The sequence below is a fragment of the Nostoc sp. genome, from assembly GCF_036917465.1.
Taxonomy (GTDB): domain Bacteria; phylum Cyanobacteriota; class Cyanobacteriia; order Cyanobacteriales; family Nostocaceae; genus Nostoc.
This window is the reverse complement of sequence record NZ_JBALDL010000041.1, coordinates 114020-138903: the sequence shown is the minus strand read 5'-3', so window position 1 is coordinate 138903 and position 24884 is coordinate 114020. Positions and strand designations below refer to the sequence as shown.

At 42.0% G+C, this 24884-nt stretch carries 19 protein-coding genes and 2 tRNA genes; 16 read left to right on the top strand and 5 right to left on the bottom strand.

The genetic code is table 11. The annotated features are described in order from the left end of the window. Window positions 1-398 precede the first annotated feature (398 nt). From murA to V7K38_RS08445, 8 genes are all read left to right on the top strand, one after another. Window positions 399-1766 carry a UDP-N-acetylglucosamine 1-carboxyvinyltransferase gene (gene murA / locus V7K38_RS08480; protein WP_334857083.1) on the top strand — a complete coding sequence of 456 codons (1368 nt, stop codon included), beginning with the start codon at window positions 399-401 and terminating at the stop codon, window positions 1764-1766. A 199-nt stretch (window positions 1767-1965) separates the two neighbouring features. Then, window positions 1966-2844: a M48 family metallopeptidase gene (locus V7K38_RS08475; protein WP_334856984.1), complete on the top strand. Its 879-nt coding sequence runs from the start codon at window positions 1966-1968 to the stop codon at window positions 2842-2844. A 96-nt stretch (window positions 2845-2940) separates the two neighbouring features. Beyond that, the gene (locus V7K38_RS08470; protein ID WP_334856983.1) at window positions 2941-3825 is read left to right on the top strand and encodes a hypothetical protein; all 885 of its coding nucleotides are present in this window, start codon (window positions 2941-2943) and stop codon (window positions 3823-3825) included. Window positions 3826-3897: 72 nt separating this feature from the next. Further along, window positions 3898-5019: an alpha-hydroxy acid oxidase gene (locus tag V7K38_RS08465; protein ID WP_334856982.1), complete on the top strand. Its 1122-nt coding sequence runs from the start codon at window positions 3898-3900 to the stop codon at window positions 5017-5019. Window positions 5020-5118: 99 nt separating this feature from the next. Further along, window positions 5119-5202 (top strand) — tRNA-Leu (locus V7K38_RS08460). Window positions 5203-5236: 34 nt separating this feature from the next. Further along, window positions 5237-5491 (top strand): hypothetical protein, encoded by a 255-nt coding sequence (locus V7K38_RS08455; RefSeq protein WP_334856981.1) that lies wholly within the window; start codon window positions 5237-5239, stop codon window positions 5489-5491. Window positions 5492-5843: 352 nt separating this feature from the next. Next, the gene (locus V7K38_RS08450) at window positions 5844-6641 is read left to right on the top strand and encodes a WecB/TagA/CpsF family glycosyltransferase (RefSeq protein ID WP_334856979.1); all 798 of its coding nucleotides are present in this window, start codon (window positions 5844-5846) and stop codon (window positions 6639-6641) included. Between the two features lie 167 nt (window positions 6642-6808). After that, window positions 6809-6880 (top strand) — tRNA-Gln (locus V7K38_RS08445). 90 nt (window positions 6881-6970) lie between these two features. Here the strand turns inward: V7K38_RS08445 and V7K38_RS08440 are convergent. Further along, window positions 6971-7450: a hypothetical protein gene (locus V7K38_RS08440; RefSeq protein WP_334856977.1), complete on the bottom strand. Its 480-nt coding sequence runs from the start codon at window positions 7448-7450 to the stop codon at window positions 6971-6973. Window positions 7451-7657: 207 nt separating this feature from the next. Here V7K38_RS08440 and V7K38_RS08435 point away from each other — a divergent pair, with 207 nt between their 5' ends. Continuing rightward, window positions 7658-8947 (top strand): hypothetical protein, encoded by a 1290-nt coding sequence (locus V7K38_RS08435; protein ID WP_334856976.1) that lies wholly within the window; start codon window positions 7658-7660, stop codon window positions 8945-8947. A gap of 3 nt (window positions 8948-8950) precedes the next feature. Here V7K38_RS08435 and V7K38_RS08430 read toward each other — a convergent pair whose 3' ends face one another. Next, on the bottom strand, window positions 8951-9376 hold the full coding sequence (locus V7K38_RS08430; RefSeq protein WP_334856975.1) for a VOC family protein: 426 nt from the start codon (window positions 9374-9376) through the stop codon (window positions 8951-8953). A gap of 519 nt (window positions 9377-9895) precedes the next feature. Then, window positions 9896-10252 carry a VOC family protein gene (locus V7K38_RS08425; RefSeq protein ID WP_334856973.1) on the bottom strand — a complete coding sequence of 119 codons (357 nt, stop codon included), beginning with the start codon at window positions 10250-10252 and terminating at the stop codon, window positions 9896-9898. A gap of 595 nt (window positions 10253-10847) precedes the next feature. Here V7K38_RS08425 and V7K38_RS08420 point away from each other — a divergent pair. The 5 genes from V7K38_RS08420 to V7K38_RS08400 all read left to right on the top strand — a co-directional run bounded on the left by V7K38_RS08420 (window position 10848) and on the right by V7K38_RS08400 (window position 18835). Beyond that, window positions 10848-11909 (top strand): sulfonate ABC transporter substrate-binding protein, encoded by a 1062-nt coding sequence (locus V7K38_RS08420; protein WP_334856971.1) that lies wholly within the window; start codon window positions 10848-10850, stop codon window positions 11907-11909. A 183-nt stretch (window positions 11910-12092) separates the two neighbouring features. Continuing rightward, the gene (locus V7K38_RS08415) at window positions 12093-14354 is read left to right on the top strand and encodes an FdhF/YdeP family oxidoreductase (RefSeq protein WP_334857081.1); all 2262 of its coding nucleotides are present in this window, start codon (window positions 12093-12095) and stop codon (window positions 14352-14354) included. Window positions 14355-14472: 118 nt separating this feature from the next. Further along, the gene (locus V7K38_RS08410; protein WP_334856970.1) at window positions 14473-15177 is read left to right on the top strand and encodes an SAM-dependent methyltransferase; all 705 of its coding nucleotides are present in this window, start codon (window positions 14473-14475) and stop codon (window positions 15175-15177) included. Between the two features lie 549 nt (window positions 15178-15726). Next, window positions 15727-17052 carry an ABC transporter ATP-binding protein gene (locus tag V7K38_RS08405; RefSeq protein WP_334856968.1) on the top strand — a complete coding sequence of 442 codons (1326 nt, stop codon included), beginning with the start codon at window positions 15727-15729 and terminating at the stop codon, window positions 17050-17052. Between the two features lie 43 nt (window positions 17053-17095). Beyond that, window positions 17096-18835, top strand: coding sequence for an ABC transporter permease (locus tag V7K38_RS08400; RefSeq protein ID WP_334856967.1), 1740 nt, complete (start codon window positions 17096-17098; stop codon window positions 18833-18835). Window positions 18836-19081: 246 nt separating this feature from the next. Here the strand turns inward: V7K38_RS08400 and V7K38_RS08395 are convergent, their stop codons facing one another. Next, the gene (locus tag V7K38_RS08395) at window positions 19082-19657 is read right to left on the bottom strand and encodes a TIGR04376 family protein (RefSeq protein WP_334856965.1); all 576 of its coding nucleotides are present in this window, start codon (window positions 19655-19657) and stop codon (window positions 19082-19084) included. A 149-nt stretch (window positions 19658-19806) separates the two neighbouring features. Here V7K38_RS08395 and V7K38_RS08390 point away from each other — a divergent pair, with 149 nt between their 5' ends. Further along, window positions 19807-21324 (top strand): DUF3131 domain-containing protein, encoded by a 1518-nt coding sequence (locus tag V7K38_RS08390; RefSeq protein WP_334856963.1) that lies wholly within the window; start codon window positions 19807-19809, stop codon window positions 21322-21324. Between the two features lie 257 nt (window positions 21325-21581). Then, the gene (locus tag V7K38_RS08385; RefSeq protein ID WP_334856961.1) at window positions 21582-21989 is read left to right on the top strand and encodes a peptidoglycan-binding domain-containing protein; all 408 of its coding nucleotides are present in this window, start codon (window positions 21582-21584) and stop codon (window positions 21987-21989) included. Window positions 21990-22483: 494 nt separating this feature from the next. On the opposite strand, the gene V7K38_RS08380 is transcribed toward V7K38_RS08385, so the two are convergent. Then, window positions 22484-24781, bottom strand: a complete 2298-nt coding sequence (locus tag V7K38_RS08380) for an FUSC family protein (RefSeq protein ID WP_334856959.1) — start codon at window positions 24779-24781, stop codon at window positions 22484-22486. Window positions 24782-24884: the final 103 nt, after the last annotated feature.

Here is a 24884-nt window from a genome sequence, read left to right as displayed (position 1 = left end):
GCTTATCGACAATTTCTTGATTGTTGCGTAAAATTTTACCTTTGTCAAGTGAAAACAAAAAAACCATTAAAAGTCTCAGGTTTGTAACGAGTTTTTCTGGAAATTAGGTCGAATCAAAATATTAGCTGAACAGTACAGCATTGATTCGTAGAGAATACTTAAGTCATTTTACTGAGTATTTAATTTTGCTCAAAACTAGTACTCATTCATTATTTATTGTTAAATTTTTTGAAACCCTAAAAAGCTTACTATAACTTTCTTTTAGCCCTTATTTTTTCCAAAAAAGCAATTTTTTGATGCAATAAGTTGCCCTAAAACGTGGACAATTTGAATCTTTACTGTAGAATCAAAACCAACTTCAAACATATAAAATACGTATTACTTTTGGAGGTAGGCTTATCAATCCTTCTACCAGCTTACCAGATGCCAAAATTGCTCCAGAAGCAGACTCCTCAGTCTTGCAAATTTGGGGTGGGCATCCTTTGCGTGGTCATGTGAAAATTAGCGGGGCAAAAAATGCAGCATTGGTAATCATGGCTGGAGCCTTGCTGTGTCCGGGCGATTGTCGTATCCGCAATGTCCCCTTATTAGCCGACGTAGAGCGGATGGGTCAGGTATTATCGGCTTTGGGTGTACGTTTAACCCGGCAAGGCGATATTTTAGACATCAACGCCAGCGAAATTAAAACATCAAAAGCTCCCTACGAACTAGTTACCCAACTGAGGGCGAGTTTCTTCGCTATTGGAGCCATTCTTGCCAGATTGGGAGTAGCACAGATGCCCTTACCAGGCGGTTGTGCTATTGGGGCAAGACCAGTTGACTTGCATGTGCGAGGACTGCAAGCGATGGGGGCTGAGGTACAGATTGAGCATGGCATTTGTAATGCCTACGTCCCTGGTAGTAGCCGGAGATTAAAAGGTGCGAAGATTTACTTAGATATCGCCAGCGTTGGAGCGACGGAAAACTTGATGATGGCTGCTACCCTAGCAGAGGGCGAAACCATCATCGAAAATGCTGCCAGAGAACCGGAAGTAGTTGATTTAGCTAACTTCTGTAACGCGATGGGAGCGAAAATCAAGGGGGCGGGTACTAGCAGGATTATTGTTGAGGGAGTCCCCAAATTGCATTCTGTTGATTACAGTATCATTCCCGATCGCATTGAAGCGGGGACATTTTTACTGGCAGCAGCAATTACCCGTTCCGAACTTATTCTCTCACCGGTGGCTCCAGAACATCTTATCCCAGTGATTGCAAAGCTGCGAGATATTGGGGTGACAATAATTGAGGATAAGCCTGACCACTTACACATTCTGCCAGCAGAAAGCCTCAAAGCAACGGATATTGAAACTCAATACCATCCAGGTTTTCCCACAGATATGCAAGCGCCATTCATGTCTTTGCTGACATTGGCTGAAGGCGACAGCGTGATTAACGAATCCGTCTTTGAAAATCGCTTGCGTCATGCCTCAGAGTTGAATCGCTTGGGGGCAGATATTCGTGTCAAGGGTAACGCTGCTTTTGTTCGGGGAGTACCAAAATTATCTGGCGCACCAGTATTAGGCACAGACTTACGAGCATCAGCCGCGCTAGTTATCGCCGGGTTAGCGGCAGAAGGAAAAACCACAATTCAAGGATTACAGCACCTCGATCGCGGCTACGACCGACTTGATATGAAATTGCAGCAATTGGGAGCTAAAATCCTCCGTGTGGGTGAAACATCAGCAGATGCCGAAATAGCTCCCAGCATCAGTAGCCTTTCAAGTTGAAATTGATCGGTTGAGACTAACGGGGAAACAAAGGAAGGGAGAAATCTAAACGCCAACTTCCGGCGCTCAAAATTTTGGGGAGACAAGGTAAAATTTTCTCCCCCTGCCCACCCTGGTTAAATCGTTATACTAACTGTGGGTGGCTGTTTATTTAACCAGCCAGATTCCATAGTTGTGTTTTTATATAGCTTGTTGCACTATGTCTTTCTTCAAAACCCCTCTGATTGGTTTAAAAGCTGACTCATTTCGTCATCCATTAGACCTGGAAGCTACTAAAACGCTCAAGCAAATACCAGGCATAGATATGTTGGTGCGAAATTGGCTTGGCCCAATGGCAGAGCAGGTTTTCTATGTAGAAAATATTGCTTCCAGCATTCTGGTGGGTGAAAAACAACTACCAGATTTATACAAGCTATTGTTAGACGCTTGTGAAATTCTGGATATAGAGCCTCCCCAGTTGTACGTCCGGCAACATCCGGCTCCCAACGCCTATACTTTTGCTGTGCGGGGTAAGCAGCCCTTTGTAGTAATACACACATCCCTAATTGATATCCTCACTCCAGAGGAAATCCAGGCAGTAATTGCCCACGAGTTGGGGCATCTCAAGTGCGACCATAGCGTTTACTTGACCCCTGTAAATTTATTAATATTAGCAGCGGCGATTGTGCCAAATGTGGGAACCTTCGTTGCTCAAGCGATACAGGCGCAGCTTTTAGAATGGGTACGTTGTGCTGAGTTTACCTGCGATCGCGCCGCATTACTAGCAACCCAAGATCCCAAAGTTGTCATGTCAGTATTAATGAAACTGGCGGGTGGTTCCCCAACCTTAGCGCCACAACTGAATCTCGATGCCTTTGTTGCCCAAGCCCGCGCTTATGATGACATTAGCAAAACCGAATTAGGCGAAATGGTCAAAACCGCCCGCACAGCCCAATTAACCCATCCAGTGCCAGTCCTGCGGGCGCGAGAAATTGACCGTTGGGCAAGCAGCACAGAATACCAATCTTTAATTCAAACTCATGGTTTGAAGTCTACAACTAATGAAGTTGCACCCAAAGGTGGCTGGCGAAACTGGTAAAATTAGTAATGCGATCGCAATTACAAAATTTCTTCAGGCAAGCTCTGGGCGATTACACTGTGATGTAAAATACTGGTTCAGCCAAAAAATCAGCTAATGACTAGGTTTCCTTACGACCAGTTCGCCAAAGACTATCTTAAAGAATTGTTACAGCCATTGGGAGAAGTGGAAACCAGTCGCAAAGTTCCAGCCCAAATCCGAGAGATTGATGTTTATTTCGTACCTCCACCCCAATCGGTAAAGAATACAATAGAATTAGGGCTGTTAGGAAAGTTTGCGGCTGAACCTGCATTAATTGAACCATTTAGAAATGCGGCGACAATTGCGGAAATGCGTAGTTGTATGAATAAGTTATTTGATATCTTTGCTGAAGTAAAACGCCAAGCTAAAGGTGATAGGACTCGGCTTGCAGAATCAGAATTACCACGTTTGTGGATTTTGTCACCCACAGCTTCTGAATCTGTACTAGATGGTTTTAGAGCTAATTTAGATGAGGAAAATTGGGGAATAGGAGTACATTTTTTAGGCGATTACTTGAGAACAGCAATTGTGGTAATTCACCAATTACCGCGTACAGAAGAAACAATATGGTTGAGAATTTTAGGTAAGGGAAAAGTCCAGCAACAAGCGATAGACGAACTAGAAGCACTTCCCCAGAATAATCCCTTACGTACTAAAGCAATTGATTTATTATTAAATTTAAAGACTACCTTAGAATTCAATCAAAATATAGACGAGGAGGATAGAAATTTGATTATGCGCTTATCACCCATTTACGAGCAAAAATTAGCAGAAGTTAAACAAGAAGGAATCCAAGCAGAACGTCGGAATGTTATAGAGAACTTGTTGAGAGTCCGCTTTGGTTCGTTAGATACAGAACTAAGAGTAATTACTGAAGTTTTATTGGCATTATCTCCAGAACAATTTACTCCTTTATTGCTGCAACTATCTAGAGAAGAATTATTAGATAGATTCCTTTAAAAGAACTCAGTTACCAATAAATCGTTCAATCGGATTAAAAGACATCCCATTGCTTAACCCACAGCCGCTACCATGACAGTTGTATCTAACGACCATCGCTTTCAACCCATAAATCTTTTTGAGTACGAAAAGCTAGCAAAAGAGCATCTGTCTCAAATGACCCTTGATTACTATAGCAGTGGTGCTTGGAACGAAATCACATTACGAGATAATCGTGCTGCCTTTGAGCGAGTCAAGCTACGACCTCGGATATTAGTCGATGTTAGCGATCGCAATCTAACTACCTCTATTTTAGGACAACCCCTGCAACTACCTTTATTAATTGCGCCGATGGCCTTTCAATGTCTAGCCCATCCAGACGGAGAAGTGGCCACAGCTATAGCTGCCGCATCAGCTGGTGTGGGCATGGTGTTAAGTACAATGGCTACAAAGAGCATTGAAGAAGTAGCGACTGCGTGTGATAAATTTCCAGATTCTCTGCGATGGTTCCAGCTTTACATCCATAAAGACCGGGGGTTAACTCGTGCTTTGGTAGAAAAAGCCTATAAAGCAGGCTACAAAGCACTTTGTCTGACTGTAGATGCACCTGTTCTCGGACAACGCGAAAGAGATAGACGCAACGAGTTTGCCTTACCCACAGACTTACATCTGGCTAATCTCGCCGCCATCTCAGGGCTAGATATTTCCCATGAAAAAGGCGAATCAGGTTTATTTACCTATTTTGCCCAACAGTTAAACCCAGCAGTAACTTGGGATGATTTGGAATGGTTGCAATCTTTATCTCCACTACCTTTAGTTATCAAAGGAGTTTTACGGGGAGATGATGCTGTACGGGCTGTAGAATATGGGGCTAAAGCAATTGTTGTTTCCAATCATGGTGGCAGACAACTCGATGGTGCGATCGCTTCAATAGAAGCCCTAATTGAAATAGTAGCAGCAGTGGATGGTAAAGTAGAAGTGCTGCTGGATGGAGGCATTCGCAGGGGGACAGACGTTCTCAAAGCTCTGGCACTAGGAGCAAAAGCGGTACTAATCGGACGACCCATTTTGTGGGGACTAGCAGTAGCAGGACAAGTTGGTGTATCTCACGTCATCTCACTACTACAAGATGAGTTAAGTATAGGAATGGCACTTAGCGGCTGTGCCAAGCTCCAGGATATTAACCCTAGTTTATTGATCTTGCCACGCTTTTAAGCCTTATATATAATTTATTCCAGAAAAAGTTTGAGAATTAATTTTCAAAGTTGTTACAAAATCCCTCAACTAGAGTATAATAGTTAAGTTAGATGTAACGGGCGGGTGGCGGAATTGGTAGACGCACCACACTCAAAATGTGGCGGCCTTGCGGTCATAGGAGTTCGATTCTCCTCCTGCCCACTATCAAACAACTAAATAGAGATGTTAAAAATTTATGCGCCTGAAAAGATGGGAATCTCCCCGTAAAGAAGGTAGGAATGACAAAGGTAGAGGTGGTTCTGCTAGGAAGCGTCAACTTAAAAAGCAACGGCAAATGTTACGCCAAAGACTTAAAGAAGCTAACAAACTAGACAACAATAAAAATAATAGAACAGGGGAAGATAAGCTTATCTTCCCCTTATTTTTTAAGCGCATACTTACGGATCAAAAACGCCATACTGAGTGCCTGTTATCTGGCTTCTCCGTATAAAGTAATTACATCAGAAATCTTACTCAATCATAAAATTTCTATAAAAATTTCTCGTAATTGTAATGCTTGCATGAACCAATCAAAAATTAATTATGAAGAGAGTATGAATTTTGTCAACCAGTGTCATAAATTCTTAGCTTAAAACAGTAAGCTAGGACACAACAGCAAGTAACTATAGTATTAGCGATTAAGCCAAAAGTTTACTAAGAAGGCAATTGCACCTCCACGTGTTAACTTCCAATGATGACACAAGCCTATAAAAAAAAGTCAGGAGTTATCCAATGCGAATTATTCAATATTCGTATTGGTTTAGATAATCTATGGATTTTTTTCTTGGACACAGGAGTTATTAATGGTGGCAAGAGTGCTTCTACCGACTAAAAAAGTGCTTGATTTTCCTATTACTGCTTTACGCTTTGACCATCAGATACAAACAATACTGAAGTGGGCGAGTAGGCGTGAGAGTAAAAGCGTGTATGTAGCCAATGTACACATGCTCATTGAAGCTCATTGGCATCCAGAATTTGCCGCCGTATTGCGAAATGCAGATATAGTTACTCCTGATGGTATGCCTCTTGTATGGATGATGCGAAAAATGGGAGCGTCTTCCCAAAACCGTGTGGCAGGGATGGATATCTTTCTAGAATTGTGTCAGCTAAGTCAAACAGAAAATCTTAGTATTTTCTTTCTCGGTTCCCAAACAGAAATTCTCTCTAAAATGCAAAAAAGGTTAGAGCAGGAATTCCCCCAGATAAAGATTGCGGCGATGGAGCCTCTACCATTTCGTCCCCTGACTCAAATTGAAGACGAAGCTTTAGTTCAAAAGATTAATTCTAGTGGTGCTAGCGCCGTCTTAGTGTCGCTAGGATGTCCTAAACAAGAAAATTGGATCGCTCAACATAAAGGTAAGATACAAGCTGTAATGATTGGACTGGGTGGAGTTTTCCCAGTTTATGCAGGAATTCATAAACGTGCGCCCCGCATAATTCGAGACTTAGGACTTGAATGGCTATATCGATGGATTCAAGAACCGCGCCGACTTTGCGGCCGCTATGCTAAGACCATTCCACTATTTATATGGCTGGCTATGAAGCAACTACTATCATCAAGTCGGATTGTAGCAGTCTTCCTTCACGAGACTGGAGATTAGAAAAAAGTGAAAATAAATAATCTAGTTGCCCCTAGCTTTGAATATCAAAGCTAGGGGCAGCTTTTTGAGCTTAAATTTTATAGTAAAAATCCATTATCTGAAATAAACCATTAAAGTACTTGACACAAACCCCAGATTAACTGCTATATTAACTAGAGTAAAGTCGTTGGGGCGTAGCCAAGTGGTAAGGCAGCGGGTTTTGGTCCCGCCATCCCTAGGTTCGAATCCTAGCGCCCCAGTAAATCTAAAGACAGGTCGTTATGCCTGTCTTTTAGAGTTTCTATTTAATTAATCAAATATACATCTCCATCCATCTGATTGTGTAGATGTTACTTATCAAGTGACTTGAGAGCTTGATCTAGAGTTTGCCGAGCCTGTTCTGCTTTAGATCGGGCATCTTGATAACGCAAATTAGCTTGGGCGAAATTTTTGAGGACTTTAAAACCTTCCTTAAGTCGAGTAATTTCCTCTTCAGTCACCGAATCGTCACTGAAGAGAACATCGAGCGCTTTGCGAATTTCTAGGGCTTCATCTCGTGACTCCTGAACTTTCAGCTTGAGTGTGGCCAGGTTACTTAAAACCTGGACAGCTTGTGTAATAGTATCCTCACCGCTAGTAGTATCAATAGTTGACTCTTTAACCTCAATTAATTGTTGAGGGCCAAACCCTTCTTCTAGTTCCGTGGGGAGCTTACCTGCATCCATCAGTTCCATTAGCTGATCCATTGCTTTATCACGGGCTTTAGCTGAATCTTTTCCAGAAACAGTAAGGATAATTTCTGGGCTTTGAGCGAGAGTATATTGCACCATATTTGAGCAGAAAATTTGCTGGTTAACCAAGCTGAAGCAAACGATTATAACATATTGTGTGTCAGATTATTTGTTGGTTTATCTGTTTCGGTTTTCGTTGTGTAATTTCCATAATTTCATGCTTCATTCCTACCTTTGCTAGGTCAATCAAAATAAAACTTTATACTTAATGAAAGGGTAAATAAGTTTCAACAGGAGGAGAGAGCAATGGCTCCCAATCCCACCATCATGCAAGCTGTGGAAAAACTGGGCTACCGTGTCACCGTTGGTGATGTGGCAACTCAAGCAGGATTGAACGTCGCGGAAGCTAATCAAAGCTTATTAGCACTAGCATCTGATGCTGGGGGACATTTGCAGGTAGCAGATTCAGGTGATATAGTTTACCTTTTTCCACAAAATTTTCGAGCAATTTTGCGTAATAAATACTTTCGGTTACGATTGCAAGAATGGTGGAAAAAGGTCTGGAGTGTACTCTTTTACCTGATTCGCATTTCTTTTGGAATTGTCTTAACTCTTTCCATCGTACTGATAACTGTTACCATCTACATTATTATTACCTCTGCCAATTCCGATCGCAACGGCGACAATCGGGGCAGTAATTCTGGCGGTGGCGGTTTCTTCTATTTTCCAAATTTATTCTGGTATCTTAGCCCAAATTATGACACTCACTACCAGGAACGGCGACGGGGAAGCCGAGAAGAAAGCAATCTGAATTTCTTTGAAGCTGTGTTTTCGTTTTTGTTTGGTGATGGAAATCCTAACGCCAACTTAGACGAGCGTCGCTGGCAAGAAATTGCTACGGTGATTCGAGGTAATCGTGGCGCAGTGGTAGCAGAACAAATTGCCCCATACTTAGATGATATTGGCGAAGGATATACAAGAGAGTACGAAGATTATATGCTGCCCGTTCTAACACGATTTAATGGGCAACCGGCGGTAAGTCCCGAAGGGCAAATTGTTTATTACTTCCCAGAGTTACAGGTGAGTGCAGTTAAAAAGCGCCGTCATTCAATATCGCCTTATTTAGAGGAGTTGCCTTGGCGTTTTAGTGCCGCAAGTTCAGGGCAAATTATGCTGAGTGCGGGGTTGGGTGTACTAAATTTTGTTGGTGCTTTAGTACTGGAAAATTTGTTGAGAGATGGCACTGTTGCCGCCCAATTGGGTGGATTGGTAGCTTTTGTACAAGGAATTCATTTGCTGCTATTGGCTTACGGAGTAGGTTTCTTAGTCATACCGTTATTGCGTTATTTCTGGATTCGGTGGCGTAATCGGAACATTATCGATCGCAACCGCGATCGCCTTTCCCGATCGAGGGTGTTGGAAAGTCCTGATGCACCTTTGCAACAAAAAATCGACTATGCTCAACAATTTGCCACCGAAAAAGTCATTGGCAACGAAGATTTAGTGTATTCTAGCGAAACTGACTTACTCGACCAAGAAGTTGAGCGTTCTGCACAAATTGATGCTGAATGGCAACGGCGGTTAGATGAGTCATAAGCTTTAATTTCTGGAAATGTCTAATAGCAACTCCTCTGTTTGTAGCTGTACAAAAGTACTCTTGACGAACTCTGCGATCTCTATTCGATTCCCACCGGGATCGCGGAGGAAAAACCTCACGCATCCTGGAATTGATCTTAGATCGGGAATAATTTCTACCCCATGTCCTTTTAGGTGTTCTTCAAAGGCGTTCAAGTTATCAACTTGGAAACAATAATGTCGTCTAGATGCTTGGTTATTGGCGTTTTTCTCTGTACTAATATGCAGTTCAATGTCTCCCAACCTGTACCAGGCTCCTGAATCGTTTTTGATTATTTCAGGTCTGGGAATTTCAGTCAATCCCAAAACTTTGCTGTAGAAAGACAACATTGCATGCTCTACCTGAAGAGGATAAGTTACTTGAATATGATGAACTGCTTTGAGTGTCATAAATTTTTATCCTAGTTTGAGTTAAATTAGTAGAAAGTAATTGAATAACTTGAAGTGAGATTTGCTCGATATTTGTACCATAATGCTGTAGTAATTATTTAATGTTTTCATTTCTTAAATGCTGAATATGTAGGCTTTGCGCTACTGGCAATTAGCTAGAAATTGCAATGAAAGTTTTAGTTGAGAAATTTAATTAAGCAGCTTTACAAATGGCGAATAATGTCGGTCAGATTTTAAAATACGATAAATTAATCGAGTTGCCGTATTTTAGGATTGCACGGATACTATCATAGACTTTTGCAAGAATCAAGCATTCAGAGGGAATTGAGAATTGAGAAAACCCACGCTTAAAATAGTGAGATTGTAACAAGGACACTGAATTTAACGATCCAACATCGTGCCACTTACCGAAATATTATACTGAACTTTGGAAGAGCCGCTTACAGGCGAAAAACTGACACTTACTGGGTTAGATGAAGCGATCGCAGCAGATCCTTTTTACGGTAGAATAATTAATCATCAAAATTCAACATACTCAATAATGGTTCCATCAGGATGCATTGCTCGCATATTGGCTCCAGTGGGAACTTTATTTGGTTCAGCCAAAATTACTGCACCTTGCTGAGTCAGTGCTTCTCTAAAATCATTGAGTGAGTCAACGAGAAATGTTGCGTGTGTACCCTTAAATGAAGAGAGTGCTTCTGCTGAACCAGCGATTAAAAGAATAGAACCCACACCTGCAAGTTCCAACTCAGCTTCGGAATATTGAAACCACAACCAACATTTTTCTGTAAACAGATTTTCATAGAAAGCGATCGCCTCATCCAAGTCTACCGGACTAAGATAGACTCTGGTTAGTACTTTAAGAATTTGCATTGCAAACTGTCTATTAGGCAGCTAGTGTACTTTATTTTGCTTACTCGGCAATCATACTTAACTAAGATTGATCGATAAATAACCTATCTTCAACTTGAAAAAGGTCTTCAGCTCTCTGTTCACCTAGCTCTTGATAACGTTGTTCGCTGTTAATCAAAATACATTTCATTTCTACTCTTTTAGCCCGACATCAGTCATCTGTATAGCTATAACAAATATATATACATAAATTTTGCATCAGTACTTAGCTTGAAGAGTCTGTCAGAGAAAATAGCAGGATAAGGCTTTCTGATGCCATCTTGAATTGATATCTCTACAAGAAAAGATATATCTGATCCTCCCAAAGCATTTAGCTCGTACTGAATTAGTGAGGTTGAAGAATATTATCTGTCATTGCGTCCCTTCCGATCCGATTGAGTTTAGATTTGACGTTGCTATGACTTTCAGTTTTTTCAGGGAATAAACTTGCATTTCAGCTTTAATTATGTGATATTTTTATCATTCTATAATTATACGGTAAATCAATAAACTTGTCGTTGATTGCCGTAAGTTTGCTGAAATCAGATATTTATTTACCCCTGAAAGCAGAGTTAGCATGTTAACTAAGTTCTCTTCAAGTCGATTTTTGGGTATGGTTTTTACCTGTTTCCAAAAGTTTAAACAGCAAAGAATCCCTGCCTTTTCTCTATTATTTGCAGTAGGACTTGGCTTAACTTTGGCTGTCTCTGCTTGTTCTCCAAGCGCAAGTAACAACTCTGGAAAAACTCAGACAACTAGCGGCACTACAGTTCGCATAGGCTACCAGAAAGCATCAACTGTTCTCTATGCGCTAAAAGCGAGAGGGGAATTGGAGAAAGCCTTTGCAGCTTCAGGATCTTCCGTAACTTGGTCAGAATTTCCGGCAGGCCCCCCACTCCTAGAGGCATTGAATGCAGGCAGCATCGACTTTGGCTATACCGGAGAATCACCACCGATATTTGCGCAAGCTGGGGGTGTTCCTTTGGTTTATGTTGCCTACGATCCTTGGAGTCCGAAGGCTGAAGCCATTCTAGTGCCGAAGGATTCACCTATTAAAAGTGTGGCTGAACTCAAGGGTAAAAAAATTGCTTTTGCCAAAGGTTCTAATGCTAACTACCTATTGGTGAAAGCCTTGGAAAAGGCAGGGGTAAAGTATAGTGACTTCCAACGAGTAACTCTCACTCCCGCCGATGCTCGTGCTGTTTTTGAAAGAAAAAACGTTGATGCTTGGGCAATTTGGGATCCTTACTTAGCCGCAGCAGAAGCAGCAACAGGCGCACGGACTTTAACAGACGCGACGGGATTAGCCTCTAATCGGGGTTATTATCTGGCTGCAAAATCTTTTGTTGATACCCAGGCAGATGCCTTGAAAATAGTTTTAAATCAGGTAAAGAAAGTTAGTGACTGGGCAAAGAATAATCCTAGTGAAGTTGCTAAATTTCTTTCCCCTGCTTTGGGTATAGACGCTCCTGTATTGGAAATAGCAGAAAAGCGACGTGATTATGATGTACTTCCGCTCACAGACGAAGTGATTAGTAAGCAACAAGAGGTTGCAGATACTTTTTATAAAATTAAATTGATCCCGAAAGAAATTAAAGTTAAGGAAATTGTTTGGCGAGGCAAAATTAATAATTCGTAATAGGTAGGCGTAATTAAATATTAAGATCAAACCTCACCCTCAATCCCTCTCCAAAGTATTGGAGAGGGAAGCCGGAGGCAGGGTGAGGTTTTATATTTAATTTGACCCACTTACTTAAAAGCTGACAAGAATTTGAAACTACGCTACGTTGTACAAGATGAAGCAATTTGTCGCCGTAGCTACATGGATAACAACTCCCAATCCCAACCACCCTTCCACGAAACCAACGATCAAACCCCAGAAATTGGCGGTGGATTGCCTGTAATTGAATATTGGGCGAAGCACACGCTTTCGCCAGAAGGTACAAAGCTCTGGAAAACCCTGCTCCATCACAGTGCTTGCTTGTCCTGCTCTTGGGGCACTGGTGGACAAAAAGGTGGATTCACAAATGAAACTGGTGAGAAACTGCAACGCTGCATGAAAAGTGTGGAAGCAATTTCAGCCGAAATCCAACCACCCGTTCCTGTTCACTTCTTTGATTCGCACACAATTACTGAGCTACAACAACTATCCTCTATGGAAGCCGATCGCTTGGGAAGACTCAGCTTCCCGGTGATTCGTCGGGCAGGTAGTGACCATTATCAGCGCATTTCCTGGGATGAAATTTATGCGATCGCCACGGCTGCTTTTCAGAAACCACCAGAGCGAGTTGCATCCTACAGTTCCGGGCGCGGCTCCAACGAAGCGGCATTTTTATTGCAACTACAACTACGAACCCTTGGTTCCAATAATCTGGCAGATTGTTCGGATCTCTGCCATGCCCCTTCCACAGTTGCACTTAAAGAGATGTTTGGCACAAACACGTCAATCGTCAGTCTGGAAAGCTTGAAGCAGGCGGATTGTGTGGTGTTAGCAGGCGCAAATTGCGCTTCCAACCATCCGCGTTTGATGAATGAGTTGATTAAACTGCGAGACAAGGGTGGCAAAGTGATTGTCATCAATCCCGTGATGGAAATTGGATTAGTTAAGTTTGGCTCTCCTGCATTCCCGATCAAATCTCTGATTCCCGGTTCTGACATTGCTTCATTATATCTTCAGCCAATTCCCGGTAGTGATGTGGCACTGTTCGTTGGCATCCAGAAAGCGTTAATTGAACAGGGATTTGTACAGCCCGACTTTTTGCAAGCACATACAGAAGGGTGGGAAGCCGTATTGAAAGAGGCGCGATCGCTCCCTTGGGAAACCATCACTACTACCTGCGGCGTGTCCAAACCAGAAATTGAAACAGCAGCAACCATCATCGGTAGATCAAAAGGTGTGGTCTTTGGTTGGGCAATGGGAATAACCCAACAGACAAATGGTGTCGATAACGTCTATAGCATTGCGAATACAGCGTTGATCTGCGGTCAAATTGCCAAAATGGGAGCCGGAGTCATGCCCGTGCGGGGACATTCCAACGTGCAGGGCTTTGGCTCAATGGGTGTAACCGTGAAGCTCAAAGAAGAGATCAAGCAGGCGTTGGAAAAGTTGTTGGGGCGATCGCTGAACTTACCCAATGGTTATCACACTCGTGACCTGATCGAAGCGGCAGAAGCGGGCAAAGTGGATAGTTTAATGTGTGTCGGCGGCAATCTCTATGGTGCTAATCCCGACTCAGCACAGGCAAAACGGGCATTGGGTAACATCGATACCATCATTTATCTCGCTACTAAACCCAACATTGGCCACTTTAACGGATTAGCAAAAACAAACACAATCATCATTCCCGTCCTCAACCGATTTGAAAACCCCCACAAAACCACCGTTGAATCGGGTAACAACTTTGTGCGCCTCAATGATGAAGGTGAAACTCACCTGAAAGATGCAGATATAATTTCCGAAGTCGAGTTTTTAACTGAACTGGCACATCGGTTGCTGGGTAACTATCCCATCGAATGGCGCAAACTGCAAGATACTCGCTACGTGCGGCAACTGATTGCCAAAACCATCCCCGGCTATGAAAAAATTGCGACGATTGACGACACCAAGGAAGAGTTCACCATCTCCGGGCGCATTGTTACCGAACCCCACTTTAAAACGCCGTCAGGCAAGGCAAAAATGTTTACTACGCCACTGCCGAATCTGACTCTACCTGAACCTAAAGATTTTGGCATTGATGAACCTGCAAACAGTCTCGTACTGGCATTAATGACGGGACGCAGCTATTCCCAACACAACACGGTGGTTTACAAAATTGGCGATCAGTACCGAGGAATGCCGCATCGCCACTGCATTTTGATGAACCGCATAGATGCAGAAAAGATTGGGTTAGCAGAACACGATCGCGTCACAGTCCAGGGCGATGCCGACAAACTAGATAACGTGGAAGTGATTTACGGTGCTGTGCGGGAAGGTGCGGCGTTGATGTTTTATCCAGAAGTAAATGTCATTTTTAAAGCCAGAACGGAAACACGCTCCGGTACACCTGCTTACAAACGGGTTCCGGTGCTAGTGTATCGAAAGTAGCGATAGATACCTTCGTTACGAGAGGCTACGCCAAGGGTAAGCTTCTCTAGAAGACGCTCCGCGAACGGTGCTATCAAAGAATATCCTATTTAGTTAGTCTATTTACAAGGTAAATTCTATGGCAATGGTTCTAGATAAAGTAGTTCCTTTTGGAAGGTCAATGGATGAATATATAAAAATATTCAAATTAACAGACGCAGATTTAAATAAAAAAATTATTGGGATTGGGGACGGGCCGGCAAGCTTTAATGCAGAAATGACCCATCAAGGTAAAAGTGTAGTTTCTGTCGATCCCCTATACCAATTTTCCGGTGATGAAATATTGCAAAGATTTAATGAAGTGGTAGATAACATCATTGACCAAGTTAGGGCTACATCGAATGATTGGGTATGGAGCTATCATAAATCTCCAGACGATTTACGACACAATCGCGTCAAAGTTATTCAAGAATTTCTATCTGATTACGAAGCTGTCAAAAAAAGCAATAGATACACTATCGGTGAACTGCCAAAATTGGCATTTAAAAATCAAGAGTTTGACATAGCTCTTTGTTCACATTTATTGTTTTTATATTCAGATCATCTCGATTACGATTTTCACCTGAATTCGGTAGATGAAATGCTACGTATAGCTAAAGAAATCAGAATATTTCCCCTGATAACTTTAATGTGGAAACATTCACAACATTTAGATGAAATAGTTAAATACTACACTTCAAGAGGTTACAAAATAGATATTGAAAAGGTTGATTATGAACTACAACCTGGTGGAAATAAGATGTTGAAAATAACAAGAGATATTGATAATATTCATAATTTTTAATTATGTTGGCGAACTCCTTTCTCATGTCGCTAATACCAATTCTGTATAAAGATGCGCTAAACCGTAAGTACAAGAAAGAAAAACGAACTGCATAGACGCAAAGCGACTACTCTACGAGTTCTCCAACGGAGTACCCGCAGAGTAGGAGGCATTCGTGTAGCGTCTCGTAGAGAAGAACACAAAGAAAGAAGTTAAAAGTAAAAGGGTTTGGCGCAGCCTCACAAAGAAATGGTATAAAGTCATTGGTAATTGTCTTAAATCTTTGCTCTCAGGAAAGTCGTTAAATATACTATCAAACCCCGCTTCCATTTCTCTCCCCGAAAGCTTGAGAGGCTTTGAATTCGCCATTATCGCGTCGTGAAAGGGTCAGAAGGTTAGGTCTTTGATGACTACTATGTTTCAGATTATACTTTTTCAAACATCCTTTAAGCGCATTGCCACAGCCTGCCGCAGCCATTGTAACTATTGATGAGATTAATTTAGTCGAGTTTGACTAAAAAATAACCTCAACATGAGATTCTATTTAAAGATTTCGTTATGAGAAAAATTATGGTAGTTAACAAACCAACCGAACAGCTAATTGTCCTGAAAAGTGTCACAAAATCTTATCAGCAACCGAATGGACAGCAAATAGTGATTTTGGAAAATATCAATCTTGAGTTGCATCCAGGGGAAATAGTTGCGTTGCTGGGGCCTTCGGGTTCAGGAAAATCTACTTTAATGCGGATAGTTGCTGGGTTAATTGCCCCTAGTCAAGGTGAGATTTTATATCACGATCGTCCCCTAGTTGGTTTAAATCCTGGGGTAGCGATTGTTTTTCAAAGTTTTGCTCTTTATCCTTGGTTAACTGTACTAGAAAATGTAGAACTGGGTTTAAAAGCCAAAGGAGAATCGCCAGAACCTCGACGGCAAAAGGCACTAAAGATGATTGATATTATTGGTTTGGATGGGTTTGAAAATGCTTATCCTAAAGAGCTTTCAGGGGGAATGCGTCAGCGTGTAGGATTTGCTAGGGCTTTGGCTGTAGAACCAGAACTGTTATGTATGGATGAGCCGTTTTCAGCCTTGGATGTGCTGACGGCAGAAAACTTGCGGTTTGAATTATTAGATTTGTGGTTGGAACATCGCATACCCACTAAAGCCGTTTTAATTGTTACTCACGGTATTGAAGAAGCGGTGATTATGGCAGATCGAATTATTGTTCTAGGACGCAATCCTGGGAGAATTCGCGCTGACTTACCTGTGACTTTACCCCATTACCGCGATCGCAAACACCCAAGTTTTCAAGCCCTAGTAGATCGAGTTTATACAATTATCACCAACCCCGATCTAGAGACAATTCGGCCACCAGCGACTACTTCTGTACAAGTAGCAACACCACAACCAAAGTATCAATCCTTGCCAGCCGTGCGAATTGGTTCCATAGCCGGTCTATTAGAACTATTAGAAGATCGTCAAGAAAAAGACTTATATCGGCTAGCCCAAGAATTGCAGCTAGAAGTAGATGATATTTTACCCATTGTAGAAGCTGCAAAACTAATGGATTTTGTAGAACTTGCAGAAGGCGATATTAGTCTCAAACCAATAGCGCAAGAATTTATTAACGGTAGTATTGATGAACGTAAACAAATTGTGCGATCGCAACTTCTAACTCATATTCGCTTAGTACAACAAATTTATCGTCTATTAGAAGCGAAAAATAATCAACGCATTCCCGAAGAATTAGTTTTAGATATTCTAGAAACTCACTTTAGCCGCCAAGAAGCCGAGCAACAATTACAAACCGTTGTTGATTGGGGTCGTTACGCCGAGATATACGGCTACGATGAGCCATCTGGACAAATCTTTTTAGAAAAAGTAGTCGTTAGTCGTTAGTCGTTAGTCGTTAGTCATTCCCCATTCCCCATTCCCCAACCTTATGACTCGATCCCTTACTCCTGATAATAAAACTCTAGGACGTAACAATTGGACTTGGCAAGATGGATTGCTGATTTTAGTAATTTTATCTTTCATTGTGGCAATTATTAGAACTGCTTCTAAATTTAGCGGTACTTTTCAACCTGAACTCACAATTTCTACAAACATCAATGCTTTGCCAGGATATTCAGCCCAAACCTTGATCCGCATGGGACTGGCTTACTTTTTATCCCTAATTTTCACCCTATTGTATGCCTCTACTGCTTATCGTTCTCGAATGGCAGAACGGATTTTAATTCCGATGTTGGATATTCTGCAATCGATTCCAGTATTGTCTTTTTTGCCAGGTGTGGTACTAGCTTTGATTTCTCTTTTTCCAGGTCAGAGAATTGGTGTAGAACTAGCAGCTATTTTGCTAATTTTTACTGGGATGACTTGGAATATGACTTTTAGTTTTTACCAATCTCTCCAAAGTATACCGCAAGAATTGCTAGAAGCAGCGCGGGTTTATCGGCTTAATCCTTGGCAACGCTTTTGGACGTTAGAGTTACCATCTGGTGTAATTGGTTTGGTGTGGAATAGTGTAATGTCGGTAGCTGGAGGTTGGTTTTTTTTAATTGCTATTGAGTCATTTACCTTGGGTAATCAAGATTTTCGTTTACCAGGATTAGGCTCTTTTTTAGGTACAGCAGCCAACAAAGGAGACTTTAAAGCTATATTTTGGGGCTTGGCGGTGCTGATTGGGATCATTGTGGTAACTGATTTTTTTGTGTGGCGACCCCTAATTGCTTGGGCAGAAAGATTTAAGTTTGAGATGATTGAAACTGAAAATGCACCCCAATCGTGGGTATTGGATGTTATCAGGCGATCGCCAACTATACACGCAATTGGCGATCGCGTTTTTCAACCACTACAAACAGTCATAGATGACAGTTTAATTCGTTCGTTTACTGTGCGTTCTGTGCCTGTAAATGCCAAAGGTAACCTAAATTTACCGAGTTTTCTAAATTGGGTATTTGTGAGCGGCTTCACCTTAATTGTTTTGTGGGGTACTTGGGAAGCCGTGCTACTTTTACGGACTTTGGGCTGGGCTGATTGGCAACAGGTAATGAAGGGTGCTACGTTGACAGCGTTGCGGGTAATAATTGCTTTGATTTTATCACTGTTGTGGACAGTACCCGTAGGCGTAGCAATTGGGCGCAATCGGCGGTTGGCTCAAGTATTGCAACCATTGGTACAAATTGCCGCTTCTGTGCCTGCAACAGCCTTATTTCCGGTGTTGTTGCTGGGGTTAACCCGCATTGCTGGGGGTTTGCAGATTGGTGCGATCGCTCTGATGATGCTAGGAACAATGTGGTATATCCTGTTCAATGTCATTGCTGGGGCGCAGTCAATTCCCTCAGACCTAATCGAAGCAGCTTCGGTGTATAAACTCTCAACTTTGCAGCGTTGGCGAACCCTAATTTTACCCGCAATCTTTCCCTACCTAATTACAGGAATTATTACTGCCGTTGGTGGCGCTTGGAATGCCAGCATTGTCAGCGAGTACGTTACATTTCAAGGGCGAGTAATTACTACTCCCGGATTGGGGGCGACGATTTCTCATGCTACGGCGACAGGTAATTTTTCTCTGCTGTTAGCTTCGACTGTAGTAATGTCTTTGTTAGTAGTGTTGACCAATCGTTTGATTTGGCGACCACTTTACAATCTGGCTCAAGAGAAATATCAATTATTGGTTTAGTTTTACAGCGTGCGATTCTATTTAGAACTAGTAGCTGCACCGACTGGTATCCTAGACTTCTTGCATGAATTCTTACCCTCAGCCTAAATCTCTCTCCCAAACTTGAGAGAAGGACTTTGAAATTGACTCCTCTTCTCCCAATTTTGGGAGAAGGGGTTGGGGGCTATGCCAACAGCTAAAATTTGTTCTCGATCGGATCGAGCCGCTCATTTTTGGTGTGTTTGAGTAGTGAAGCCTGCAACTATATTATTTCCCTAGATTCCGTTTCATTTGTTCTAATTCATCTTGGGTTTCCCAGCTACGGAACTTCTCTTCTAAATCATCAAACCCACTAGAAGAACTACTAGTTTTATTTGACCAACCACTGGTTTCAAAACGCTGCTGAGTTTGCGCCTGATCGCGGGCTGTCTGTGCTTCGGCTGCTTTAGCTTGCACCTCCTGTCGGCGTTGCTGAATTTTGTGCAGTAGTTCTTGAGATTGGTTAATGCGTTCTTTCAGCCCTTGCATGTGTCCCCAACGCTGATTTCCTTCGCGCAATAGGGCTGCTTCTCGCTCAAGAGCCGCACTTGCTAAATCTTCTCTATTAGCGTTTTTGGCTTTTTGAATACGGATATGCCAACGCTGAATTTCTTGAGCGGTGGAGAGAATTTCTTCTTGCGATCGCTTCTCTTGTAATTGTAAATCTGCGATCAGCTTTAATGTGTCTTCTTCTTGCTCACGCAGCTGTTCTAGCAGCGCCTCTAACTCCAAATGTGGATTATTACGCAAGAATTCTTCTAAACGGTTTTCTAAAAACCGACTCAAATCATCAAATAAGCCCACTGCTAGAACTCCAGAGATCGGGTGCGTGACTATTTTATTGTAGTAGTCAGGTGGGCTTTCGGGTGTTAGTTAGATTTCAAAGTTGGGAAGAATGTATTTAGTGAAACTACGCAAACAACGCTGACTTATAAAATAAGGCTTTAATCAGTATGAGTTCAGATTTTCAACCACCACCTAAGAGTTTGTCCATGCTAGCTACTGTAGGAGGAGTAGTTACGGCTGTAATAGCGATCGCAATTTTGAATGTTTGGTCTAAGCAACTTTCCAAGGCTTCGATGAAAAAACCTGAAATGTCAACATCTGAAACCGTTTCACGCCAGTTGGTACAACCAAAAAAAACCGAAAGCCCTGTCTCTGCTGATAAAGCGGCTGAAATAGTTGCTAGCCTTGATGCTAAATCTGTAGTTTTACCAGGTCAATCCATTCCCAAAAACCAACTCACAGTAGCGATAATTCCATACATTGCTCCGGGAGTTGGAAAACTGACTTCAGAAGAAACGAAAACTGCACGTATTGCTTGGTCATACTTCCAGCGCAACTGGAATGATGAAACTGGCTTAGTCAATTCCGTTGATGGCTTTGCCTCTGTCAGTATGTGGGATCAGACAGCAGCGATCGCAGCTTTGGTCAGTGCCAGAGAACTCAAGATCGTGCCTGCGGCTGAATTTGAAGCCAAAATGAGCAAAATGTTGAAAACACTGGCATCAATGCCTTTATACAAAGGTGAACTACCCAACAAGGTTTACAATGCCAAAACTCTTGTACCCGTTAATTATGGTCAACTAGAAAAACGCCAAGAAATTGGTTGGTCGGCCATCGATTTAGGAAGGATGGCAATCTGGTTGAAGATTGTTGGGGCAAAGTATCCAGAAATGCGACTAGAAACAGAAGCAGTTTGGAAAAATTGGCAAGTCAAGCGTCTTACCAAAAATGGGCAAATGTACGGTACTGCCGTTATTAAAGGTAAAGAACAATATAACCAAGAAGGGCGCTTGGGCTATGAGAATTATGCTGCTTATGGTTTAAAGCTTTGGGGCTTGAATGTTACACAAGCATTGGATTATCAGTCCAATGCTGCCTTTGTCGATCTTTACGGACAGGGAATTCCTTACGATCGCCGCGACTTTAAAAACTCTGGAGCTAATAACTATGTTCTCAGCGAACCCTACATTTTAGATGGCATCGAAACTGGATTTCAAGCTTTGCCAAAAGCTTATGCCGATCGGATTTTAGCTGCTCAAGAAGGGCGTTATGAAGCCACACAACAATTAACCGCAGTTACCGAAGACAACTTAGATCGTCCGCCATACTTTGTTTACAGCAGCTTGTTTGTGAACGGGGAACCTTGGGCAACAATCACAGATACCCAACAAAAACACAACAATTTGCGATTTCTCAGTGCCAAAGCTGCGATCGGTTGGCATGTACTTTACAACACTACTTACACAAGCCAGTTATTTAATTTTGTCCAAGCTAACCTTAACTCTAAAGATGGTTGGTACAACGGCTTTTATGAATCCCTGCGTCAGCCGAATAAAACTCTCACCGCCAACAATAATGGTGTGATTTTAGAAAGCTTGCTGTATAAACAGGTCGGACAACCACTTACCCTTTGGGCAGGGGTTAAAAGTCAGAAGTTAACCCAGATGACTATTAGAACACCGTAAGCTACAGTTGAAATTATAAGACCATGAAAAAGCTTACCTTCTATAGAAGTATAAATTATTCATGGTTTTGTCACAGTTTTGTAATGCCTCTGTCAATATGCCGTGTGATAGTAAAGCTCTGGGTTAAAAAATAGACTAGCCCCATAGCAAATCCACACACCAGAATCGCTCGAAGAGAATCGTTATCAGGTACAAACCTCGATAGCATAAATCTTCAAATCAAAATTGCAAAATCATAGTTTATAAGGAACAAAAAGATGAATTGGAAACTACTTGCTTTGATCCCTGTTCTGACTTTAGCTACTGCTGTACCTGCTTACTCTTTAACCAGTCATAAAAGCCACAATCGGATTGCTGCGACCCAAGTGGCACAAAATCCTCAGCAAGGCAATATGATGAAAAAGCCTAATGCTATGCACAAGTCTAATGGTATGGTAAACCATAGTAGAGGTATGGCAAACCATAGTACCGCTCTCACAGTAGGTAGCAGGGGAGAAGCAGTTAAAACGGCTCAGAATGCTTTAAAACAACAAGGATTCTATACTGCAAATGTGAATGGTGTCTTTGATAACAAAACACGTTCAGCAGTGATGAAATTTCAAAAGTCTAAAGGATTAAGAGCAGACGGCATACTTGGACACCGGACTTTGGCTGCTCTCAAATAAGATGATTTACTTAACTTGTTTACTAGAGTTAAAGTAAAACTACTAAACAGCAGCGATTTTGATACCGATCGGGAAATAATGATGAAGAAACGGAAAAGCACTTGATTAACTCCGCATTCTAAGTGCTTAAATTCCTTAAATACAAAAGGCTAGAATTTATTTTCTAGCCTTTAAATATTAAATCAACCTTTTCTATCTGGATATTGCCTACGACTATCTCGTAGACATTTTAATTTTTTACCAAGATAAAATTTTTGAATTTTATATTTTGGATTAAAAATAGGGGTTTTTGACCCTATCTAGGGGAGTATCCCAAATGTGCAAAAACCTTGATAGCCCTCATCCCCTAACCCCTTCTCCAATGTTTGGGAGAAGGGGGACTAACTAGAGTCATTTCCCCCCTCTCGCAAAGATGGGAGAGGGGCTGGGGGTGAGGGAAAAGAGTTAAGCAAAATTGGGATGCTCCCCTACCGAGAAAGTTCTTTCTTCTTCCTTTATTCTTGTAGACGAGAAATTACACAGTGCATAACTTTAATTTCATTAACAATTCGATCCAGTTCTGTGGATAAGGGAGTTTGTTCTCGAACGGCTTGTAATGTGGAAGTTAAAGTCTGGGAATTTCTTGCAATCTCTGATAATCGAGCGGTATGTAGCTGCTCAATTTGATTGTGAATTACTTCAAGATAGCTATCTAACGCTGGTAACGGTTGGGGTGGCTGTCCTTGCCCAAGAGCATCTGCTAAGTTTTCCAAAACTTGAATAATGATATCAGTAAGTAGCTTGATTTCAGTAAATTGGTACTCGCCGCTAAATTCCCGCTTATGTTCTGCCAGAGTTGTAACCGAACTGAAAAAGCCACGAATGTATGTTATCACCGTCATTACAGGTTCGATTTCTCCCTGAATGTGACGCGGTTCGCTAAACAATCGTTGAGCAGATGCGTTAGCGTTGGCGTTTTCTAGTGCGGCTTGATGGCGTAGCATATTCATAGATTCATCCGGTTGTGGATGCAGATAATTAGCAATAACCTGTTGAAAGTAGGCAAGATTAGCTCTAATTGTCTTTTCCAGTTGTGCGGGAAGTTGTTGTCGTTCCCAACTGGGAAAAAGTAAATAGCTGCCAAGCAGTGCTAAGACACCCCCAATTAAGCTATCGACGATCCGCAATACGCCAACCTCCCAGCCACCTGCTCTAATAAGGTTGAGTAGTAAAATGATGGCAGGAGTTAGCAAAATAATAAATATGCTGTAGCTTAACGATCGCACCGACATCGCAACAAACACCAGAAACAAAAAACAAACTGCGTAGGCGTAGCCCGTCGTAGACATCGCTAATGTATTCTTAAGCAGTAAAATCAAACTAATACCAATAATTCCACCCAAAATAGTCCCAACAACTCTTTGTACTGTCGTCTCAGATGTTCCTCCAAAGTTCGGCTTGAGTGCAACTAGTGCCGTTAACGTTATCCAGTAACCTCTAGGTAGTGGCAATATTGAGGCAAGTAATTCAGCGAAGGTTACGATCAGTGCGAGGCGCAACGCATGACGAAAGAGGACTGACTCAAAGGTGAAGTTCTGCCGCAGTGTATTAATAATTGTAGTAGGCTCTGACTGGGCTGGGGGAGAAATATCTCGCTGGGCAATACTGCTCTGTTTTCCCTGAATTAAATCTGTTACAACATCAGCATCAGTATGAATTTGCTGTGCCAACTTCGTCAGACTGGCTGTAATCTTCCTAATGTTGACTACATCGGGATATTCATCTATCTGAAGATTTATTGTTTGATTGAAGATTTGAGCGCGGAGAACTTCCCATTGGTACTCTACTGCTTCAACTGTCCGATCTAAATCTCCTAAGTGAACTGAGTTTTTTCCTTTAGCAATGGCTTCTGATAACATTTGCAGAGCAATTGCCAACTGTTCTATCACTTGCTCAATTTCTTCCTGTAATCGATAAAATAGTTGATGTTCGGATGCGATCGCTAACAGTTCGCTCAGTGCGATAACAGAATTGACAATTTGATTGACATCCTCAATTAATACAAGTAACTGATTTCCCCGCAGGGTAGCTCCTCTTTGCCTAGTCCAAATAGTTGTCCAGACACTACGAGCAGATGTCAAATCCTGGATAACGGTATCTTGAGCTTGTAAAAATCGCTGTGTCCATTCCTGACGCTCATTTGGGTTTAATCCTCTCTGGCTTGCCAAGTTTACAAATTGGCTCAAGGAGAGATAACAGTTTGCAACTATCTCCATTGCCGGCACATCAGGACGCACCACCCACAATCCTAATAACAAAAAACTTGTCCATGTGCCACCAGCTAGACATAGCGCACAGTGCAGGATAAGGGTAGACCAATTAGAAAATGAAGCAAATTTAGCAAGGGAGATGACAAACATGATCGATGTAACCAAGCTGACAGATGCAGCCACATTGCCATAGAGACTTGCTAAACCTGCGATAAATATTACTAAGAAAGTTGTCGGGATGGATAACCAGAGATGATTACTAACCAAACTGGCGATTAGGAACATCAGAGTTACCCCAATGGTAGCTGCTATCATCGCAGTCGCTCTCTGGCGATAGGCTCCGTCAACATTTACCATTCCAACAAACCAAGCTGCCATCGTAGCGATCGCACTTTCAGCCGCATGATTAGTAATAATGCCAATTCCAATGGGGACACCCAAGATAACAAGACTACGCAATCCTGATAAAATGGCAGGTTTACCTGGCTTGAGTTGAAACTGCTGCAATAACCAACTGAGAGGACGTTTATCTGTAGATTGCATTATTTAAGCTGGCGACTATAAACAAAGCAGATCGCCTCTTACAGCATTTTAAACAAAATCACATCTATATTAACTTTCCCGTTTAGTGGTGTATAAATGCAGA

Bases quoted from the DNA above. Each gene is read 5' to 3' on its own strand.
- V7K38_RS08455 (WP_334856981.1), top strand. From the start codon at position 5,237: ATGCGCCTGAAAAGATGGGAATCTCCCCGTAAAGAAGGTAGGAATGAC.
- V7K38_RS08430 (WP_334856975.1), bottom strand. From the start codon at position 9,376: ATGACACTCAAAGCAGTTCATCATATTCAAGTAACTTATCCTCTTCAG.
- V7K38_RS08405 (WP_334856968.1), top strand. From the start codon at position 15,727: ATGGTAGTTAACAAACCAACCGAACAGCTAATTGTCCTGAAAAGTGTC.
- V7K38_RS08390 (WP_334856963.1), top strand. From the start codon at position 19,807: ATGAGTTCAGATTTTCAACCACCACCTAAGAGTTTGTCCATGCTAGCT.
- V7K38_RS08380 (WP_334856959.1), bottom strand. From the start codon at position 24,781: ATGCAATCTACAGATAAACGTCCTCTCAGTTGGTTATTGCAGCAGTTT.
- V7K38_RS08440 (WP_334856977.1), bottom strand. From the start codon at position 7,450: ATGGTGCAATATACTCTCGCTCAAAGCCCAGAAATTATCCTTACTGTT.
- V7K38_RS08415 (WP_334857081.1), top strand. From the start codon at position 12,093: ATGGATAACAACTCCCAATCCCAACCACCCTTCCACGAAACCAACGAT.
- V7K38_RS08420 (WP_334856971.1), top strand. From the start codon at position 10,848: ATGTTAACTAAGTTCTCTTCAAGTCGATTTTTGGGTATGGTTTTTACC.
- V7K38_RS08465 (WP_334856982.1), top strand. From the start codon at position 3,898: ATGACAGTTGTATCTAACGACCATCGCTTTCAACCCATAAATCTTTTT.
- V7K38_RS08470 (WP_334856983.1), top strand. From the start codon at position 2,941: ATGACTAGGTTTCCTTACGACCAGTTCGCCAAAGACTATCTTAAAGAA.
- V7K38_RS08410 (WP_334856970.1), top strand. From the start codon at position 14,473: ATGGCAATGGTTCTAGATAAAGTAGTTCCTTTTGGAAGGTCAATGGAT.
- V7K38_RS08435 (WP_334856976.1), top strand. From the start codon at position 7,658: ATGGCTCCCAATCCCACCATCATGCAAGCTGTGGAAAAACTGGGCTAC.
- V7K38_RS08425 (WP_334856973.1), bottom strand. From the start codon at position 10,252: ATGCAAATTCTTAAAGTACTAACCAGAGTCTATCTTAGTCCGGTAGAC.
- V7K38_RS08475 (WP_334856984.1), top strand. From the start codon at position 1,966: ATGTCTTTCTTCAAAACCCCTCTGATTGGTTTAAAAGCTGACTCATTT.
- V7K38_RS08450 (WP_334856979.1), top strand. From the start codon at position 5,844: ATGGTGGCAAGAGTGCTTCTACCGACTAAAAAAGTGCTTGATTTTCCT.
- V7K38_RS08385 (WP_334856961.1), top strand. From the start codon at position 21,582: ATGAATTGGAAACTACTTGCTTTGATCCCTGTTCTGACTTTAGCTACT.
- V7K38_RS08400 (WP_334856967.1), top strand. From the start codon at position 17,096: ATGACTCGATCCCTTACTCCTGATAATAAAACTCTAGGACGTAACAAT.